The 18,148-nt window shown below is 50.3% G+C and carries 15 protein-coding genes, 1 other RNA gene and 2 pseudogenes; 3 read left to right on the plus strand and 15 right to left on the minus strand.

All coding sequences use genetic code 11. The features are described from left to right. Positions 1 to 7: 7 nt before the first annotated feature. The 12 genes and pseudogenes from fadK to ACU8XX_RS10905 form a co-directional block, all read right to left on the minus strand. A complete protein-coding gene (gene fadK / locus ACU8XX_RS10850; protein ID WP_240765499.1) occupies positions 8 to 1,654 on the minus strand; it encodes a medium-chain fatty-acid--CoA ligase in 1,647 nt (548 codons plus the stop codon). Between the two features lie 56 nt (positions 1,655 to 1,710). Continuing rightward, positions 1,711 to 2,004, minus strand: coding sequence for a ferredoxin family protein (locus ACU8XX_RS10855; RefSeq protein WP_000081081.1), 294 nt, complete (start codon positions 2,002 to 2,004; stop codon positions 1,711 to 1,713). Beyond that, the gene (locus ACU8XX_RS10860; protein WP_001278525.1) at positions 2,001 to 3,290 is read right to left on the minus strand and encodes an FAD-dependent oxidoreductase; all 1,290 of its coding nucleotides are present in this window, start codon (positions 3,288 to 3,290) and stop codon (positions 2,001 to 2,003) included. Before ACU8XX_RS10860 ends, ACU8XX_RS10855 begins: the two co-directional genes overlap by 4 nt. Before the next feature lie 55 nt (positions 3,291 to 3,345). Then, the gene (locus ACU8XX_RS10865; protein ID WP_112034051.1) at positions 3,346 to 4,284 is read right to left on the minus strand and encodes an electron transfer flavoprotein subunit alpha; all 939 of its coding nucleotides are present in this window, start codon (positions 4,282 to 4,284) and stop codon (positions 3,346 to 3,348) included. 19 nt (positions 4,285 to 4,303) lie between these two features. Then, a complete protein-coding gene (locus ACU8XX_RS10870) occupies positions 4,304 to 5,023 on the minus strand; it encodes an electron transfer flavoprotein (protein ID WP_225389212.1) in 720 nt (239 codons plus the stop codon). A gap of 391 nt (positions 5,024 to 5,414) precedes the next feature. Next, a protein-coding gene (locus ACU8XX_RS10875) for an IS1-like element IS1A family transposase (protein WP_103215986.1) occupies positions 5,415 to 6,112 on the minus strand; the annotation gives its coding sequence in 2 pieces (ribosomal slippage) (positions 5,415 to 5,863 and positions 5,863 to 6,112; 699 coding nt in all). Between the two features lie 54 nt (positions 6,113 to 6,166). Next, positions 6,167 to 6,577, minus strand: a pseudogene (locus ACU8XX_RS10880) (acyl-CoA dehydrogenase family protein); the annotation flags it as partial. A 13-nt stretch (positions 6,578 to 6,590) separates the two neighbouring features. Next, positions 6,591 to 8,186 carry an acyl CoA:acetate/3-ketoacid CoA transferase gene (locus ACU8XX_RS10885; protein WP_000805691.1) on the minus strand — a complete coding sequence of 532 codons (1,596 nt, stop codon included), beginning with the start codon at positions 8,184 to 8,186 and terminating at the stop codon, positions 6,591 to 6,593. A gap of 142 nt (positions 8,187 to 8,328) precedes the next feature. Further along, a complete protein-coding gene (aroD, locus tag ACU8XX_RS10890) occupies positions 8,329 to 9,087 on the minus strand; it encodes a type I 3-dehydroquinate dehydratase (protein WP_016242173.1) in 759 nt (252 codons plus the stop codon). Between the two features lie 30 nt (positions 9,088 to 9,117). Further along, positions 9,118 to 9,984 (minus strand): quinate/shikimate dehydrogenase, encoded by an 867-nt coding sequence (ydiB, locus tag ACU8XX_RS10895; protein WP_000383474.1) that lies wholly within the window; start codon positions 9,982 to 9,984, stop codon positions 9,118 to 9,120. Positions 9,985 to 9,995: 11 nt separating this feature from the next. Next, positions 9,996 to 11,261, minus strand: coding sequence for an MFS transporter (locus ACU8XX_RS10900; RefSeq protein ID WP_001297389.1), 1,266 nt, complete (start codon positions 11,259 to 11,261; stop codon positions 9,996 to 9,998). 226 nt (positions 11,262 to 11,487) lie between these two features. Then, positions 11,488 to 11,715, minus strand: a pseudogene (locus ACU8XX_RS10905) (MFS transporter); the annotation flags it as partial. A 54-nt stretch (positions 11,716 to 11,769) separates the two neighbouring features. Here ACU8XX_RS10905 and ACU8XX_RS10910 point away from each other — a divergent pair. Next, positions 11,770 to 12,467 (plus strand): IS1-like element IS1A family transposase gene (locus tag ACU8XX_RS10910; RefSeq protein WP_103215986.1). Its coding sequence is split into 2 segments (ribosomal slippage): positions 11,770 to 12,019 and positions 12,019 to 12,467, totalling 699 coding nucleotides; the frame shifts between segments, so codons are not numbered across the junction. A gap of 90 nt (positions 12,468 to 12,557) precedes the next feature. On the opposite strand, the gene ACU8XX_RS10915 is transcribed toward ACU8XX_RS10910, so the two are convergent. The 3 genes from ACU8XX_RS10915 to ydiK form a co-directional block, all read right to left on the minus strand. After that, positions 12,558 to 12,914, minus strand: coding sequence for a YdiL family protein (locus tag ACU8XX_RS10915; RefSeq protein ID WP_016242171.1), 357 nt, complete (start codon positions 12,912 to 12,914; stop codon positions 12,558 to 12,560). 135 nt (positions 12,915 to 13,049) lie between these two features. After that, positions 13,050 to 13,157: antisense sRNA RprA (gene rprA, locus ACU8XX_RS10920), an RNA gene on the minus strand. A 185-nt stretch (positions 13,158 to 13,342) separates the two neighbouring features. Next, positions 13,343 to 14,455 (minus strand): AI-2E family transporter YdiK, encoded by a 1,113-nt coding sequence (gene ydiK / locus ACU8XX_RS10925; RefSeq protein WP_000248636.1) that lies wholly within the window; start codon positions 14,453 to 14,455, stop codon positions 13,343 to 13,345. A 213-nt stretch (positions 14,456 to 14,668) separates the two neighbouring features. Between ydiK and ydiJ the strand changes: the two genes are divergently transcribed. Both ydiJ and menI read left to right on the plus strand, forming a co-directional pair. Further along, positions 14,669 to 17,725, plus strand: coding sequence for a D-2-hydroxyglutarate dehydrogenase YdiJ (ydiJ, locus tag ACU8XX_RS10930; RefSeq protein WP_001543807.1), 3,057 nt, complete (start codon positions 14,669 to 14,671; stop codon positions 17,723 to 17,725). Then, positions 17,722 to 18,132, plus strand: coding sequence for a 1,4-dihydroxy-2-naphthoyl-CoA hydrolase (gene menI, locus ACU8XX_RS10935; RefSeq protein ID WP_000637986.1), 411 nt, complete (start codon positions 17,722 to 17,724; stop codon positions 18,130 to 18,132). The genes ydiJ and menI overlap by 4 nt, the downstream gene beginning before the upstream one ends. Positions 18,133 to 18,148 lie beyond the last annotated feature (16 nt).

Raw genomic sequence — 18,148 nt, forward strand, 5'->3', positions numbered from 1 at the left:
ATGAAACTTATTCAATCTCTTCACAGACATCCTGCGTTAATCGCCGCATAATATCTTTTCTTAACAAAAACTTTTGTATTTTACCTGAGGCAGTGCGCGGTAGTTTTTCGATTACCACGATATGTTCAGGATATTTATATTTTGCGACCCGTTTACGGCTAAAAAAAGCCACCACCTCTTCCAGCGATAATGAATGATGCGGCGCTTTCAGCACGACATAAGCGCATGATCGTTCACCTAAACGTTCATCGGGCATTGCAACCACACAGGCATCGTGAATTTTAGGATGCTGCAATAAAATATCTTCCACTTCACGGCTGCTAATATTTTCGCCGCCGCGGACAATAATATCTTTTTTGCGTCCGGTAATTTTTATATAGCCAGCCTCATCCATACGGCAGAGATCGCCGCTGTAATACCAGCCTTCTTCATCCAGGGCACGGGCGGTTAATTCAGGTTCATCAAAATACCCCATAAACAAATTGGGGCCACGCGAGGCTTCTTCACCTTCGCAACCTGGCGGTAAGGTCTTGCGTGCGTCATCGACCACTTTAATCTCTACACCTGCGGCAGCGTAACCATCGGTGTGCATAAAGCGCGACAAAGGATCATCGAGATTCACCACCGCATGCGGCGAACTTTCTGTGGAACCATAAACACTTAATAATTTAATGCCGCGCTGCTGGCATTCACGCGCCACTTTTTTGGGGATTGTGGTTCCGCCGCAAAGAAAGAAACGCAGCGCTGAAAGGTCCGCGGGTTGTTTCTCTAGTACATTCAAAAGATCATAGACAAACGGCGTTGCGCCGAGCATACAGGTGCAACGCTGCTGCTCAAGCAGCGCGAGACACGCATCAGGAGTGAAAATATCTAACAACACGCTGCGAGCGCCAATTAAGAATGGTGCCGTTACGCCATGCAGAAAGCCCGTTGCGTGACCAAGTGGCGCAGGCATCATAAAGACATCCTGCCAGGTCAGATTCAGTCGCGCGCAATAAGCCCGCTCACTGGCGAGAATATTGTTATGCGTTAGCATCACGCCCTTTGGCAGACCCTCGGTTCCGGAGGTAAACAGCACCGCAGCTAATTCATCGCCGTGGGTCGTTATCGCCGTGGTCAGTGAGGTATTGTCGGCGATAATCTGACTTAATGAGAGGGAAGAGGTGGCGGGAGCCAGTTTGTCCACGCCGACAATTTGTTGTAGTTGTGGAAGCTGATTTTGCAGCGGCAGGATTAAATCTACCGGACGCGTTTGTTTAAACAACGTCGGTGCAAAGAACATTTTTGCCTGACACTTATTGAGCACCCACACCAGTTCTGCTTCCCGCCAGGAAGGCAACAGCGGCACGGAAACTGCACCGATTTTCAGGCAGGCAAGATAGATAACGGTAAATTCACACCAGCCAGGCAGTTGAAATGCGATGCGATCGCCTGATTCAATACCCTTCGCTAACATCCAGTTTGCCAGACAGCTCGCGGCGTGATCGAGCGCGCTATAGGTGTACGATGCACCATGATTATCGACCACGGCAATTTTGTCTGGCATCGCACGAGCGGTCTGCTGCCAGTAATCGGCCAGCGAAGCATCGCCCCATAACCCTTGCTGACGATACGCCGCACGACGTTGTTCGTTAAACGTTAATGTCACTTTCATGTTGGACTCTCGAAACAGAACATCAGGCCCGAGATGCGGGCCTGTGGGATGCATGATTAGCCGTAGCGAAAATCAATACCGAAGGTGCCTGCGGGATATTGCCACTGTTCGAGAATAGTGTTACCGCACAGCACCCGACAGGTGCCGCACTCCAGACAACCGGCGGAATCAAAATGAATGTTTCCTGCGTCATCCTGCTTATAAAGTCCGGCAGGGCAGGCTTTCATTAATTTATGGAATTCATTGATATCGGGATTTTCCGCCAGAATGATATGCGGGTGGCCCTCATCAACATGGAATTTATTGACGCCTAATTTGATGTCGACGTTAACCGTAGCGTTCTGGCTCATAGCGCGGTTGCTCCCTTAATGCCATCTTTCAGCAAGTTGATCAGCCCAATTTTCTTCGCATGTCCCATGATCATTTTTCGTACCGGCTGGTTTGGTTTGCCGTCGATGGTGAACATCTCGTTCATGATGTCGGCTACCATTCGTGGGTATTGGCTAAACAGGCGCGGGTTTTCCATCAGCGCCGGGATCTTGCGAAAATGCTGCATATCACGCATGACGCAGCTTTGTTCCAGCTCACGTTTGTATTGCGCCAGACTGCTGGCGGAGAAATCCGCGCGTTCTTTGGCGGCGATCACCGTTGTGGCGGCAGCCTGAGCCGATGCAATGGCTAAATCCATGCCGCGGACCGTAAAACCCAAATTCAGGCAGAAGCCTGCGGCGTCACCAACGATCATCACGCCCTCGTTAACCAGTTGCGGCACCATTGCCAGACCGCCTTCCGGCACCATATGCGCGGAATATTCAAGCAGTTTGCCGCCGCTAATCAGCGGGCGAATGGCGGGGTGTTGTTTAAAATCTTCCAGCATTTGCGGCACGCTTTTTTGCGCATGGGCGATATCACCCAATCCACAAACCAGCCCCAAGGATATGGAATCCTTGTTGGTATAGAGAAATCCCCCGCCCATCAGGCCGTCAGAAGGGGAACCGGCAAACAGCCAGGCGGCACCTTCCTCGCCCGTAATATTAAAGCGATCGTTGATCTGTTCTGGTGTGAGGCCAATAACCTCTTTAACACCAACAGCGTAATGATGCGGATCGGAAGCGGGAACCATTCCCAGCGAGCGGCCAAGCATCGAGTTAACGCCATCAGCCAGAATCACCACATTCGCTTCGAGAATATCATCCCCAGCCTGCACGCCAGTGACCTTGTTTCCTTCACGAACCAGCGCGTCGACGCGAACGCCTGGGATAAACTGCGCGCCCGCCTGCTCGGCTTGTTCCATCAACCACGGGTCCAGACGATTACGCAATACGGTATAAGATGCGTGTTGCGGAACATCTGGCTGCTCGCGGTGAAAATCGAGGGTAACGGCGCTTTCTTCGGTTAAGAAGGAGATTTTCTCGCGTGTGACCTTGCGTTCTACCGGCGCTGATACTGCAAAGCCTGGAATGATTGCTTCAAGTGTGTGGGCATAAAGACGCCCGCCGGTCATGTTTTTACATCCGGCACTGTCGCCGCGTTCTATCACCAGGACATCCAGCCCGGCTCGTGCCATGACCAGTGCGGCAACGCTACCAGCAACGCCCGCACCGACCACAATGGCATCAAATTTGTCATCCGACATGCGTTATGCTCCCTTCCCGCTGCGTTTACAGCGGGAGATGTGGTTGAAAGGGGAATTAGCGGCTCAACTGGCTAATCAGGGCAGGGACGACTTTGTAGATATCGCCCACCAGACCGTAGTCGGCATAGTTGAAGATTGGCGCATTTTTATCTTTATTGATGGCGACAATCACTTTTGCGCCGTTGCCGCCAACCATATGCTGGATCTGCCCGGAGATCCCCAGCGTCAGGTAGAGATCGGATTTCAGCAACACGCCGGAGACACCGATATAACGTTCACGCTCCATCCAGTTCTCGCCTTCGGCAATTGGACGTGAACAGCCGACTTCAGCATTCAGCACCGCCGCCAGTTCGTGGACCATTTTTAGGTCATCCTGCGCCGCCAGTCCACGACCGACGCCAACCACACGTTTTGCTTTGCTCAGGTCCACGCTGCTTGCGGCTTTCGCACGGCGTTCGCGACAGAGAATTTCATGACGCGGAGCAACATAAGGTACCGTTTCTGTCGGGCACTGATGAGAGGTATCACTGGTGCACGGTTCCTGAATACCGGGTGCAAGGGTAATGATCGCCAGCGGGCTGTTGATCTTTTCCTGAGCGAACGCTAACCCGCCATACATCCGGTGTTCGGCGCAAATGTGACCATCGACAATATCCACCGCCGTGGCATCGTTCACCAGCGCCGCATTCAGTTGCACACTTAACCGTGCTGCCAGCGCTTTACCACGTTTCGTCGCGGCCAACAGCAACATAGCGGGGTGTTTATCTTTCAGCAGGGCAGCAATGCTTTCGGCGTAATTTTCAGTGCGTTGCAGCGCGTCGTTTTGCGCAAGAACATAAAGACATTTTGGACCATAAGGCATAACTGCCTGCGCCTGGTCGGTATTTTGTACAATGGCATACACCTGTTGGCCCCATTGCTGAGCGCCGCCAAACAGTTCAGCATAACGTTCAGGATTATCGCTAAAGACCCAGACGCTGTTTAATTGACTCATCGTTTCTTCTCCGTAGGCTTCAGTTCAGGGCTTTCTTCAGATGTTCCGCCAGCTCGGCAATGGCCTCCGGCGAATCGTTATCGATAATGATGTGCTTACGTTCTGTTTGCGGCGGTACGCGAATGCCGACCAGTTCAGCAAGTGGCGCGCTCTGGCTCCAGTCAATATCACTTGCCTGCCACTGATTTACCGGTTTTTTACCCGCGCCGAGAATGGCTTTCATCGAAGGAATGCGTGGCACGTTAATATCGGAGGTGACGCAGAGCACGGCTGGAACAGAGAGTTCAATAACTTCAACATCATCTTCAAGCGTGCGTTCAATCACCAGTGTATTGCCCTGACGCTGAATAGCACTCACTGCATTAATCACCGGAAGTTGCAGAATTTCTCCGACCAGCAAGCCAACCTGCTGGGCATAAAGGTCGCCGGAACCTTCACCAAAGATCAGTAAATCGAAGCCGATCTTTTCAATTGCTGCCGCCAGCGCTTTTGCGGTATCGAGAGGCAGTGCATGTTCAAGTTGCGCATCCTGCACCAAATACAGGCTGTGCGGCCCGCGGGATAGCACGTCTTTGCGCACTTTCGAGTTCTGCAACAATGAGCCGCCAACGGTCAGCGCGGCTATCTCATCGTCATCTGTTGCGAGCTGGCTTGCAGCTTCAATGGCATTGAGATCGAACTGGCTGATTTTGGCGTCGGCATTGTCGAAATTCAGGGTGTATTCTGGAGTGACAACAATGTCCTATTCTTCAGGCACCAGCTTAAAGCAGGTTATTATTTTCATGATTTCTCCTGTGAGTCGCATACGGAACCATCTCCGATGGAAGGTAAAAATGGCCTGAAAATAGTGTGCGATAGCGGTGCGGGGTTTTCGACGGAGCAAGCTGTTTTCCTTGCCAACAATCTTGCAAAAAAAATGCGATCGCTAAAACAAAAGTGCAATTTGCGGCAATATAGTTATTCCATGACCGTACAATCTTGCATTCAGTGTAAATAATCTTGTTTAGCTCTCGCTAAACGCGGTTGTATAACCGCAATACACGCCGTATTTTATCCGGCATATATTGTTTTTGCTTGCTCATGGAATAGGGAGGTTGTCATGTATCAACGCTGTTGGTAATGACTCCAACTTATTGATAGTGTTTTATGTTCAGATAATGCCCGATGACTTTGTCATGCAGCTCCACCGATTTTGAGAACGACAGCGACTTCCGTCCCAGCCGTGCCAGGTGCTGCCTCAGATTCAGGTTATGCCGCTCAATTCGCTGCGTATATCGCTTGCTGATTACGTGCAGCTTTCCCTTCAGGCGGGATTCATACAGCGGCCAGCCATCCGTCATCCATATCACCACGTCAAAGGGTGACAGCAGGCTCATAAGACGCCCCAGCGTCGCCATAGTGCGTTCACCGAATACGTGCGCAACAACCGTCTTCCGGAGCCTGTCATACGCGTAAAACAGCCAGCGCTGGCGCGATTTAGCCCCGACATAGCCCCACTGTTCGTCCATTTCCGCGCAGACGATGACGTCACTGCCCGGCTGTATGCGCGAGGTTACCGACTGCGGCCTGAGTTTTTTAAGTGACGTAAAATCGTGTTGAGGCCAACGCCCATAATGCGGGCTGTTGCCCGGCATCCAACGCCATTCATGGCCATATCAATGATTTTCTGGTGCGTACCGGGTTGAGAAGCGGTGTAAGTGAACTGCAGTTGCCATGTTTTACGGCAGTGAGAGCAGAGATAGCGCTGATGTCCGGCGGTGCTTTTGCCGTTACGCACCACCCCGTCAGTAGCTGAACAGGAGGGACAGCTGATAGAAACAGAAGCCACTGGAGCACCTCAAAAACACCATCATACACTAAATCAGTAAGTTGGCAGCATCACCGTGGCACTGTTGTTATCTGAGCCACCACCTGGTTCCGTCAACGCCAGGGCATAGGCGGGATCACCCGTTTCCAGGGTGCTCTCTGCCGTTTTACGTAGCTGCTCTGCAGAACCGAAACGGCGCATACTGTGAATACATTGACCGTTGGTAATTAAAAATGCCGGAGCACCGCATTTTGACACTTCCATCAGCGCCAGCATTTGGGTGACGTAATCCGCAGGGATACCACCAAATTCTTCCGGCACGCCAAGCATGGAAATACCGTTATCCGCCAGCGCCCGCATAAACTCACGCGGATATGTCCCGTTTTGATCGCAGGTGCGGAAATACTCTTCCGGAAAGTTAGTCGTAATCAGTTCGCGAATACTGGCCAGCAGCAGTTCTTGTTCTTCAGTTAAAGAAAAATCCATCATTATACTCCTGTTAATGAGCCGCTTCAGGCAGGACAAAACCCATCGCCGCATCGATAAATAATCTTTCGTCCATCAGTTTGAGTTCTGGCGAAATCACTGGGGTGAAGTCCATTTTGTCGAGAATATCTTTTTGTAAATCGACGCCAGGGGCGATTTCGATTAAATGCAGGCCGTCTTCTTTCAGCGTGAATACAGCACGTTCGGTGATGTAACGAACATCCAGTCCCCGTTCGAGCGCGATTTTTCCGCTAAAAGTAATTTCCGGTAGTTCCCGAATAAATTTATTTACCCGTCCTTCCTGGACGATATGCAATTTGCCATCGGCAATTTCTGTTTTTAAACTGCCCGCAGTTAACGTGCCGCAGAAAATAATTTTCTTCGAGGTGGCACTGATATCAATAAATCCACCGGTACCCATGATTTTGCCATTGAATTTATGCACGCCGACGTTACCGTGCTGGTCGACTTCAGCAAAACTCAAATAACAAACATCCAGACCACCACCGTGATAAAAATCAAACTGGGACGTCATATCCAGAATGGCGCGGGTATTCACGTTCGCGCCAAAGGCGATACCCTGTGAAGTAATTCCGCCAATCGGACCTGTTTCTACCGTCAGAATAAAGTCATCAGCACAACCTTCTTCCCGAGCGACCAGGCCAATGCCGTCAGCAATACCGACGCCGACATTCCCCACCGCGCCTTTACGCATTTCGAATAATGCACGCCGCGCAACTAATTTACGTTGGTTTAGGGGCAGGCTGAGTTTGGTGCTGTCATCAAGGGTGAAGTCACCAGAAATAAAGCGGTTAACCGGCGCACCGCCATACAGTTGGCTTTGATCCGGATCGACCACCACAATATCCACCAGATAACCCGGAATACGGACAGATTTAGGATGCAGCGTGGCTTTCTTAACCATTTTCTGCACCTGCATCATCACAATACCGCCGTTATTGTGCACCGCCTGGGCAATAACCAATGCGTCGAGATACATCACCTCATCTTCAAAAGTGGCGTAGCCTTCACTGTCGCAGGTGGTAGCGCGAATGAAGGCGATATCTGGCGCAATCGCTTTGTAATAGAGATATTCTTTGTTATCAAACTCGACCAGTTTAATCAGGTCTTCTTTAGTGACTTCATTCAATTTGCCGCCTTGCTGGCGTGGATCGACAAATGTCCCGATGCCAATATCACTAATAATACCAGGCTGGTGGGCTGCGGCAGCGCGTAAGGTTTGTGTAAGTACACCTTGTGGGTAGTTATAAGCAATAATTTTATTTTGTTCTGCGAGTTCAGAAATACGCGGCGATTGTCCCCAATGACCACATAATGCCCATTTCACCAGACCTTCTTGCGCCAGAGGACTAATACCACGGTCGGCGCGATCGCCAAGCCCTGTCGGACTAATAATCGATAAATTACGTGGCGTTTGAGTCTGTTTATATTTATCAGCAAGAGCTGTAATTAACGTGGTGGCTTCCAGAATACCGCCGCCAGCGCCTAACACACAAAGTGTTGCTTCGTCGGGAATATAATTCACCGCTTCCTGTGCCGACAGGACCGGCACTCGTCCATTAATACGAGGTGGTTTTACAGGTTTCATTGTTAATTCCTGATTCAGATGTGATTTTCCCTACGCCAGATGGAGAATTAGCGCACAGAGACTCACGAAATATTTTATTAAATACGGTTAAATATATTTTTTAAGTTCGGCGGGGAGGGTGTTCCCGCCGAAATATTATTGCTTATGCCTGGTGTAAAATAGTTAATACCGTGCGCAAATCATTTACCGAGATTTGCCCTGGCGCAGAGGCTTTTTTTACCGCACCAAAAGTTGCCGCCGAGCCAAATACTTCACCAGCCAGACGAGAAATTACGCCAGTTTTTGCCATCGACATCGTGATGATTGGACGATCAGCATACTGCTCCTGCATCTCCAGGGTCGCGGCAAGCAACGTCAGCACATCACTGGTACTTTGCGGCATCAGCGCAATCTTAGGAATATCGGCGTCGAAGGATTGCATTTTGCGCAGACGGGCAATGATTTCTTCGGCTTCCGGCGTTTTATGGAAGTCATGGTTGGACATGACAACTTTCACATCATGCGCGTGGGCGTAGGCCACGGTTTCTTTAACCTGATCATCGCCGGTAAATAACTCCAGATCGATCATATCAACCAAGCCGCTGTCGATGGCTGCACGATTGAGAGCAATATAAGCCTCGGTGGAAATCGCCTGCTCGCCGCCTTCTTTGGCACTGCGGAAGGTAAACAGCAGCGGTTTTTCTGGCATGGTTTCACGGAGAATTTTTGCCGCCGCCATGACAGACTCCACATTGGAGAGGTCGGCAAAGTGGTCCACACGCCATTCCAGAATATCAAAGTCCGCTTCACTATAGGCGAGAGCTTCGGATTTCACGCTGGCGATATCTTTCGCCATCAGCGAGACGATGATTTTAGGTGCGCCCGTACCAATGACGAGATCTTTTACAGTTACGGTTTTCATTTTTTACCCTTTCTGCACGCGGTCAGCCTGTCAGGCACCGAACCCCATGACCTGTTTAACATATTCCAGAGGGAAATCTTTGCCAGTCCATAACGTGAACTGTTCAGCCCCTTGCCACAACAACATGCCGTATCCATCAATCGTTTTGCAACCAGCTTGTTGTGCCTGCTGCAATAACTTCGTCATATGCGGGTTATACACGCATTCAGTGACCAGCAGTCCCGGATGTAACAGACTGATATCATAAACCAATGATTCATTCTCAAGGGGTTTCATACCCACTTTTGTGCCATTGGTTAAAATGTCGGCGGAAGCCAGTGCTTCAGCAAAGGCTTGCTGATCGGCGAGATCGGTAACCGTGACGACACAATCGGTGTTTTCGTTAACCCGCTGCGCGAAGGCGAGGGCTTTATCGAAGAACTCATCCCGACGGTTAAAGAGTTTAATTTCTTTTAAACCTTCAATTGCCCCCTGCGCGCCAATCGCCGTTGAGGCACCTCCGGCCCCTAACAGCACCATCGTTTTGCCTTTGATATCAAAACCGCTCTCTTTAATGGCGCGAATATGGCCCGTGCCGTCGGTGTTATAGCCGCGCAGGTAGCCATCATCATTAACGATGGTGTTGATGGCACCCACCAGTTTGGCTGCTGGCGTTAATTCATCAACATATTCACACGCCAGTTGTTTGTTCGGCATCGACACACCAGTTCCGCGCATTTTGAGGGCTTTTAATCCTTCAATTGCTCCGGGAAAACTATCGTTATCCACTTCAAAGGCCATATAGGTAAATGGCAATCCCGCTTTTTCTAAGGCTTTATTCTGCATTTCAGGCGATAAACTGTGGCGGATAGGATAGGCCATCAGCCCAATCAATTCGTATTTTGCGGTAACATCCATAATTAACTCCTTTAACCTCTATGCTTAATTGTGTTTAACCGGGTGCTAAATTTACGCTCGCCAAAACGCACATCATTCTCAGGAATAATAAAAACGCGGTAATAGCGGATAAAAACAATAATTGCGGTAATCAGGGCCAGCAGCGCGAAAGTAAAATCGAGAACAATGATATATTGAAGGCCGATGTTCGACAGATAACCGGTAATCAGCGGAATAACAAAGTTAGCCAGTCCACCCATCATCATATAAATACTGGTGACTTTGGCTTTGCTTTTTGGGAAAAACTCTGACATGACCGAAACACCGAGCTGTAAAATGCCGCCAGCTGCTGAGAAACCGATAACAAAGGCGCCGGCATTACACACCAGTGGAGAAGGGTACAGATAGATAATGGCTGCTGTTATTGTTGCCAATGCAGAGTTAAATACATTAGCCCAGATGGGCCGGACCATTTTTTTCAGTAGTGCGGCAAAAATAAAGACACAGACCAACGAGCCCATACTGTAATAAGAGATGGTTTTTAATGCCTCAGCTTCTGACATACCAGCAAAAGCCATCGCATATTTGGGCATCCACACCACAATCACATAAAAGGTCGAGAATGCAGCTACACCGAACAGTACCGATGAAACACCTTCCAGCCAGACTAACGGTTTGCTGTTCATTTGCGGTAATTCATTAGCTACGCTGGCGTCCACCAACTGGCTGGGGAATTTGCTTTTCAACAGCATCAGCGTGATCAGTACAAACAGAATACCCGGAATAATCAGCCCATAGCCGTACCAGATATTATTGAGCAACATATAGCTCACCAGCATTGGGTAGAACATTTGCCCGAATGACACCATCGCTTTAACCAGTATGACCGCCGAACCAGAGGCTTTCGGAAAGCATTCCATGAGCGCGGGGTAGCCACCCGTATCCAGCGCTGAGTTAGCGATACCTACGCACACTGCCAGACCGTAGGCGAGAGTTAAATTCGGGCAAGCGGGAATACCAAAGAAGAATAGCAGATACATTATTACTGCCATTAATATTACCGCCCGACGACCAAACTTATCGGAGATCACACCGAAGAATAAAATACTGATCAATCGCCCCAAACCGATACCGGAAATTAAGTAGGCAATGCCCGCGTTGTCAGTGGAAAACTTTTCCGCCAGAGATGACATATTTTGGGCAAGCGTAATAACACTAATGCCGTGCAGGAAGTAGCTGAAGTAAATACAAAGAACAGCCAGGATAAATGGCGTGCTGAAAGCCTTATTTTGAGACATTTTCACAGCTCCTTGCTGAAAGATTATTTCGTTACCGTACGTATTGTTCTCCGACGGTTTACATAATTACTATACTGAAGATGATTATCCCTGGGTACATGGCATAAAGTTTATGTTTCCAGGAATATTGCATGTCATAGTTTGTTTTTGATCGCGATTTTCCTTAGTTAGCGCAGAAAGAGTTATTTATCCGTAAGATCTTGCATGACATGAAAAGAATATTGCATTACCCACCCGGAGCGACATTTTCCTTTAGCGAGTGATGCCGCGTTTTTTTGCGGCTGCGTAAGCCGATAAACAGTGCCAGTAAAAAACCGATGGCAGCGATGGCGGTATCGAACCACATAATATCGGCAATACTTCTTTGGGACAGATGAGCCGTAATCAACGGAATAGTAAAGGTCGCAATACTGCCCGCACTGTAATAGATCCCTGTAGCTTTACCTTTAGCGTGGTGATGCTGCCAACTTACTGATTTAGTGTATGATGGTGTTTTTGAGGTGCTCCAGTGGCTTCTGTTTCTATCAGCTGTCCCTCCTGTTCAGCTACTGACGGGGTGGTGCGTAACGGCAAAAGCACCGCCGGACATCAGCGCTATCTCTGCTCTCACTGCCGTAAAACATGGCAACTGCAGTTCACTTACACCGCTTCTCAACCCGGTACGCACCAGAAAATCATTGATATGGCCATGAATGGCGTTGGATGCCGGGCAACAGCCCGCATTATGGGCGTTGGCCTCAACACGATTTTACGTCACTTAAAAAACTCAGGCCGCAGTCGGTAACCTCGCGCATACAGCCGGGCAGTGACGTCATCGTCTGCGCGGAAATGGACGAACAGTGGGGCTATGTCGGGGCTAAATCGCGCCAGCGCTGGCTGTTTTACGCGTATGACAGGCTCCGGAAGACGGTTGTTGCGCACGTATTCGGTGAACGCACTATGGCGACGCTGGGGCGTCTTATGAGCCTGCTGTCACCCTTTGACGTGGTGATATGGATGACGGATGGCTGGCCGCTGTATGAATCCCGCCTGAAGGGAAAGCTGCACGTAATCAGCAAGCGATATACGCAGCGAATTGAGCGGCATAACCTGAATCTGAGGCAGCACCTGGCACGGCTGGGACGGAAGTCGCTGTCGTTCTCAAAATCGGTGGAGCTGCATGACAAAGTCATCGGGCATTATCTGAACATAAAACACTATCAATAAGTTGGAGTCATTACCTAAATAGTGTAGCGATGTTGTGTCAGTATCCATTCATTATTGTTGTAACAACGACAATTCCTTTCTGTGGAAAAATTAACAAAGCCGCTCCAGATCGTGTGCATATAATTCAGCGGCTACCGATTGATAGATCTTCCAGTCAATAAAATTGCCATCAGGATAGACTCGTTGAAATGCGGTTAAGTCGGGGAAAAAACGCATGGTGTTGTTGCCGATGCGGTTATTTATTTTCTCTATGATGGCATGAAGATGTTTTTTTCTTTGCTGACGCATAGCCAACAGTTGCTCGACTACACAATCAGGAATGGCACACTTGTCATTTTCCCATTGACGCCAGCTTTCACTGTCACCGGTCTGGGCAATCCAGGTCGCGCATTCATCAATAGTCATGGCAAAAATATGGCGGAGTGCCTGGAGTTCATAAGCGTTCATCGTGTAATGGCTGCATGAAATAAACAATAAAATATAAATAACATTATCAGCCTGCTGACGGCTTGAAGAGAGTCACAGTATCTTGTGCAACATTATTGGAAAGAGTGAGGGGCGAGGTAGCGAAGCGGAAAAATGTTAAAAAAAAGCCCATCGTGGGAGATGGGCAAAGACTACACACAGCAATTCGTTGTTTCACTCAGGGGATTTCCATGCTTATAAATCAATATGTTGATTTATAACCGTGAGCTAATAGTAGGCATACGGACTTTTTGCGTCGATCAGATTCGTCTCATTAGTTTAAAAACTGTAAAGAATTTGCGACAGGTACTACCAGCTGAATGGCGGTAAGCAGGAAAATATGGGGAAGAGCAAGCAAATATCAATTAGCGGTGGTTAACAATCAGGCGGCAGAGCCGCCTGATGAGAAATTACTTATTCGGTTTCTCGATTTCGCCAAGTTCTTCGAGAATTTCTTCCGGTTGGTCCGTCGGCGGTGGGACCTCTTCCACCCACGCGGCAAACAGACGCCAGGAAACGGCTAACAGAACCGGACCAATAAACAGACCGATCATCCCGAAAGCAATCAAACCACCAATAACGCCAGAGAGGATCAGGATCAGCGGTAAATCGGCACCCATGCGAATTAACATTGGGCGGATGACGTTATCCAGCGTGCCAACCACACCGCTCCACACTAACAATACCGTTCCCCAGGTGGTATCGCCGGTCCAGTAGAGCCAGATAATCGCCGGAATCAGTACCGGTAACGGTCCAAGCTGGACAAGGCAGGAGAGGATCATTAACACCGTTAGCAAAGTTGCATAAGGTACGCCGGATACGGCGAGGCCGATACCGCCAAGCACTGCCTGTACTAACGCCGTCACCACCACACCCAGCGCCACCGCGCGGATAGCCTGTGCCGCCAGCAGTACGGCGGCATCTCCGCGAACGCCTGCCAGACGGGTTGCAAAATGGCGAATGCCTTGTGCCACCTGTTCACCGCGCCAGTACAGCAGGGCACTGAAGAGAAGCATCAGCGCACAATGCACCATAAAGCGCCCGATATGCGCCGCCTGCCCAACGAACCAGGTGGTGGTGGTGCCAATATAAGGGCGGACCTTCGCCATGATCGCCGTACCCCCCATATCCAGCAAGTTGTGCCAGCCTGCATACAGCTTCGCGCCAATCACCGGAATGGTATTAAGCCACGCCAGATCGGGTAACGTCATGTCACCGCTGGAAATGGCTTTAATTAGCGGGCCGCTGCCGTCGACGATACTGTTAACCAGCAAAGCAATAGGGATGATAAACACCATCACTAATAACAGCGTCATCACCAGAACGGCGAGAGAGCGGCGGCCAAACATGATCTTTTGCAAACGTAACAATACCGGCCAGGTGGCGATAACCACCGTACCGGCCCATGCAAAGCCGAGAATAAAGGGTTGAACAATCCACAGACATGCCACAATCATGATGGCTAAAAACAGCACCGAAAGCAGAATTTGTGCGACATCCCTGGGCTGACGAACATTTACCATAACTACTTTTCACCTTTTTTGTGCGTCAAATCGTCGACGCGACGTGAACACGCGAAACTCACCTACATAATGATGAGCAATTTCAGCGGTTTTTAACAGGCCGATTCTGCCCTTAATTCTGATGGGCGTGTTAGAAAAAAATGTGGTACAACAACTCAGGCAACACGCAAACGATTAATCTCTCATCACAGACCGCAGGAAAGGGTCAATATAATGATTCCACAGATTTCCCAGGCACCCGGCGTCGTTCAACTGGTGCTTAATTTTTTGCAAGAGCTGGAGCAACAAGGTTTTACCGGCGATACGGCGACAAGTTATGCCGATCGTCTGACAATGTCGACCGACAACAGTATTTACCAACTTCTCCCCGATGCGGTGGTATTTCCGCGTTCAACCGCAGATGTGGCGCTGATCGCCCGTCTTGCCGCGCAGGAACGCTATTCATCGCTGATCTTTACCCCCCGCGGCGGCGGCACCGGCACTAACGGTCAGGCGCTCAACCAGGGGATTATTGTTGATATGTCCCGCCATATGAACCGCATCATCGAAATTAACCCTGAAGAGGGCTGGGTGCGCGTTGAGGCCGGGGTGATAAAAGATCAACTCAATCAGTACCTGAAACCGTTCGGCTACTTTTTTGCGCCGGAACTTTCGACCAGCAACCGGGCAACGCTCGGTGGGATGATCAATACCGATGCATCCGGTCAGGGATCGCTGGTCTATGGCAAAACGTCAGATCACGTACTTGGCGTACGCGCGGTGTTGTTGGGGGGCGATATTCTCGATACGCAACCTTTACCCGTCGAATTGTCGGAAACGCTGGGTAAATCCAATACCACAATCGGGCGAATTTATAACACGGTTTATCAACGTTGCCGTCAGCAACGCCAGTTAATTATCGACAACTTCCCCAAACTTAACCGCTTTCTTACCGGTTACGATCTGCGTCATGTCTTTAACGATGAGATGACCGAGTTCGACCTGACGCGCATTCTGACGGGTTCAGAAGGGACGCTGGCCTTTATTACCGAAGCGCGGCTGGATATTACGCGCTTGCCTAAAGTGCGCCGTCTGGTGAACGTCAAATATGACTCTTTTGACTCTGCGCTGCGTAACGCGCCGTTTATGGTTGAGGCGCGGGCGCTTTCGGTAGAGACGGTGGACTCAAAAGTGCTGAATCTGGCGCGGGAAGATATTGTCTGGCATTCCGTCAGCGAGTTGATTACCGATGTGCCTGACCAAGAGATGCTCGGGCTGAACATTGTGGAATTTGCTGGTGATGATGAGGCGCTGATTGATGAGCGGGTAAATGCACTCTGTGCGCGGTTGGATGAGCTGATCGCCAGTCATCAAGCAGGTGTCATCGGCTGGCAGGTGTGCCGTGAGCTGGCGGGGGTTGAACGTATCTATGCAATGCGCAAAAAAGCCGTTGGTCTGCTTGGCAATGCCAAAGGTGCCGCTAAGCCAATTCCGTTTGCTGAGGATACCTGCGTACCGCCGGAACACCTGGCGGATTATATTGCTGAATTTCGCGCGCTGCTCGACAGCCACGGCTTAAGCTACGGTATGTTCGGTCACGTCGACGCAGGTGTCTTGCACGTCCGTCCAGCGCTGGATATGTGCGATCCTCAACAAGAGATTTTGATGAAGCAAATCTCTGATGACGTGGTGGCGCTGACTGCGAAATACGGTGGTTTGTTGTGGGGCGAGCACGGCAAAGGTTTTCGCGCTGAATACAGCCCGGCGTTTTTCGGTGAGGAACTTTTTGCAGAACTGCGCAAAGTGAAAGCGGCATTTGACCCGCATAACCGACTCAACCCAGGGAAGATTTGCCCGCCAGAAGGTCTCGATGCGCCGATGATGAAAGTGGACGCGGTGAAGCGCGGTACATTCGATCGGCAGATCCCCATTGCGGTACGCCAGCAGTGGCGCGGTGCGATGGAGTGTAACGGCAACGGTTTATGCTTCAACTTTGATGCCCGTAGTCCGATGTGTCCGTCGATGAAGATCACCCAGAACCGGATTCATTCACCGAAAGGGCGCGCAACGCTGGTGCGTGAATGGCTGCGTTTGTTGGCGGATCGCGGCGTTGATCCACTCAAACTGGAACAAGAACTGCCTGAATCCGGCGTCAGTTTGCGGACGTTAATTGCCCGCACGCGCAATAGCTGGCATGCGAATAAAGGCGAATATGACTTCTCACACGAAGTCAAAGAGGCGATGTCGGGCTGTCTGGCCTGTAAAGCGTGTTCGACCCAGTGCCCCATCAAAATTGATGTGCCGGAGTTTCGCTCTCGTTTTCTGCAGCTCTATCACACCCGTTATTTACGCCCGCTGCGCGACCACCTCGTCGCTACGGTCGAGAGCTACGCGCCGCTGATGGCACGCGCGCCGAAAACCTTTAACTTCTTCATTAACCAGCCGCTGGTGCGCAAACTCTCGGAAAAACATATCGGCATGGTTGATTTGCCGCTGCTGTCGGTCCCCTCGCTACAACAACAAATGGTGGGGCATCGCTCGGCAAACATGACGCTGGAACAGCTTGAATCTCTCAATGCAGAGCAGAAAGCGCGCACAGTGTTGGTGGTGCAGGACCCCTTTACCAGCTATTACGATGCGCAAGTGGTGGCGGATTTTGTCCGTCTGGTCGAAAAATTAGGTTTCCAGCCTGTGTTACTGCCATTTTCGCCAAATGGCAAAGCCCAGCATATTAAAGGTTTTCTTAATCGTTTTGCGAAGACGGCGAAAAAGACGGCGGATTTCCTCAACCGTATGGCGAAGCTGGGTATGCCAATGGTGGGCGTCGATCCGGCGCTGGTACTTTGTTATCGCGATGAATATAAACTGGCGCTGGGCGAGGAGCGTGGCGAGTTTAACGTCTTACTGGCGAATGAATGGCTGGCAAGCGCACTTGAGTCACAGCCAGTGGCTACAGTCAGCGGTGAATCATGGTATTTCTTTGGTCACTGTACCGAAGTTACCGCCTTGCCGGGTGCGCCAGCACAATGGGCCGCGATATTTGCCCGTTTTGGCGCGAAACTGGAAAATGTCAGCGTGGGTTGCTGCGGCATGGCAGGGACTTACGGACATGAAGCGAAAAACCATAAAAATTCGCTCGGGATCTATGAGTTATCCTGGCATCAGGCTATGCAGCGACTGCCGCGTAACCGCTGTCTGGCGACCGGATATTCCTGCCGTAGTCAGGTCAAACGGGTTGAAGGCACGGGGGTACGCCATCCTGTGCAGGCTTTACTGGAGATTATTAAATGATATGGAAACGAAAAATCACCCTGGAAGCACTGAATGCCATGGGTGAAGGAAACATGGTGGGGTTGCTGGATATTCGCTTTGAACATATTGGTGATGACACCCTTGAAGCGACAATGCCAGTAGACTCGCGGACAAAGCAGCCTTTCGGGTTGCTACATGGAGGTGCATCCGTGGTACTAGCCGAAAGTATCGGTTCCGTTGCCGGTTATTTATGTACCGAAGGTGAGCAAAAAGTGGTTGGTCTGGAAATCAATGCTAACCACGTCCGCTCGGCACGAGAAGGGCGGGTGCGCGGCGTATGCAAACCGTTGCATCTCGGTTCGCGTCACCAGGTCTGGCAGATTGAAATCTTCGATGAGAAAGGGCGTTTGTGCTGTTCGTCACGATTGACGACCGCCATTTTGTGACGTTGTCACCAGAAAA

Source organism: Escherichia sp. MAL-1 (assembly GCF_052948035.1).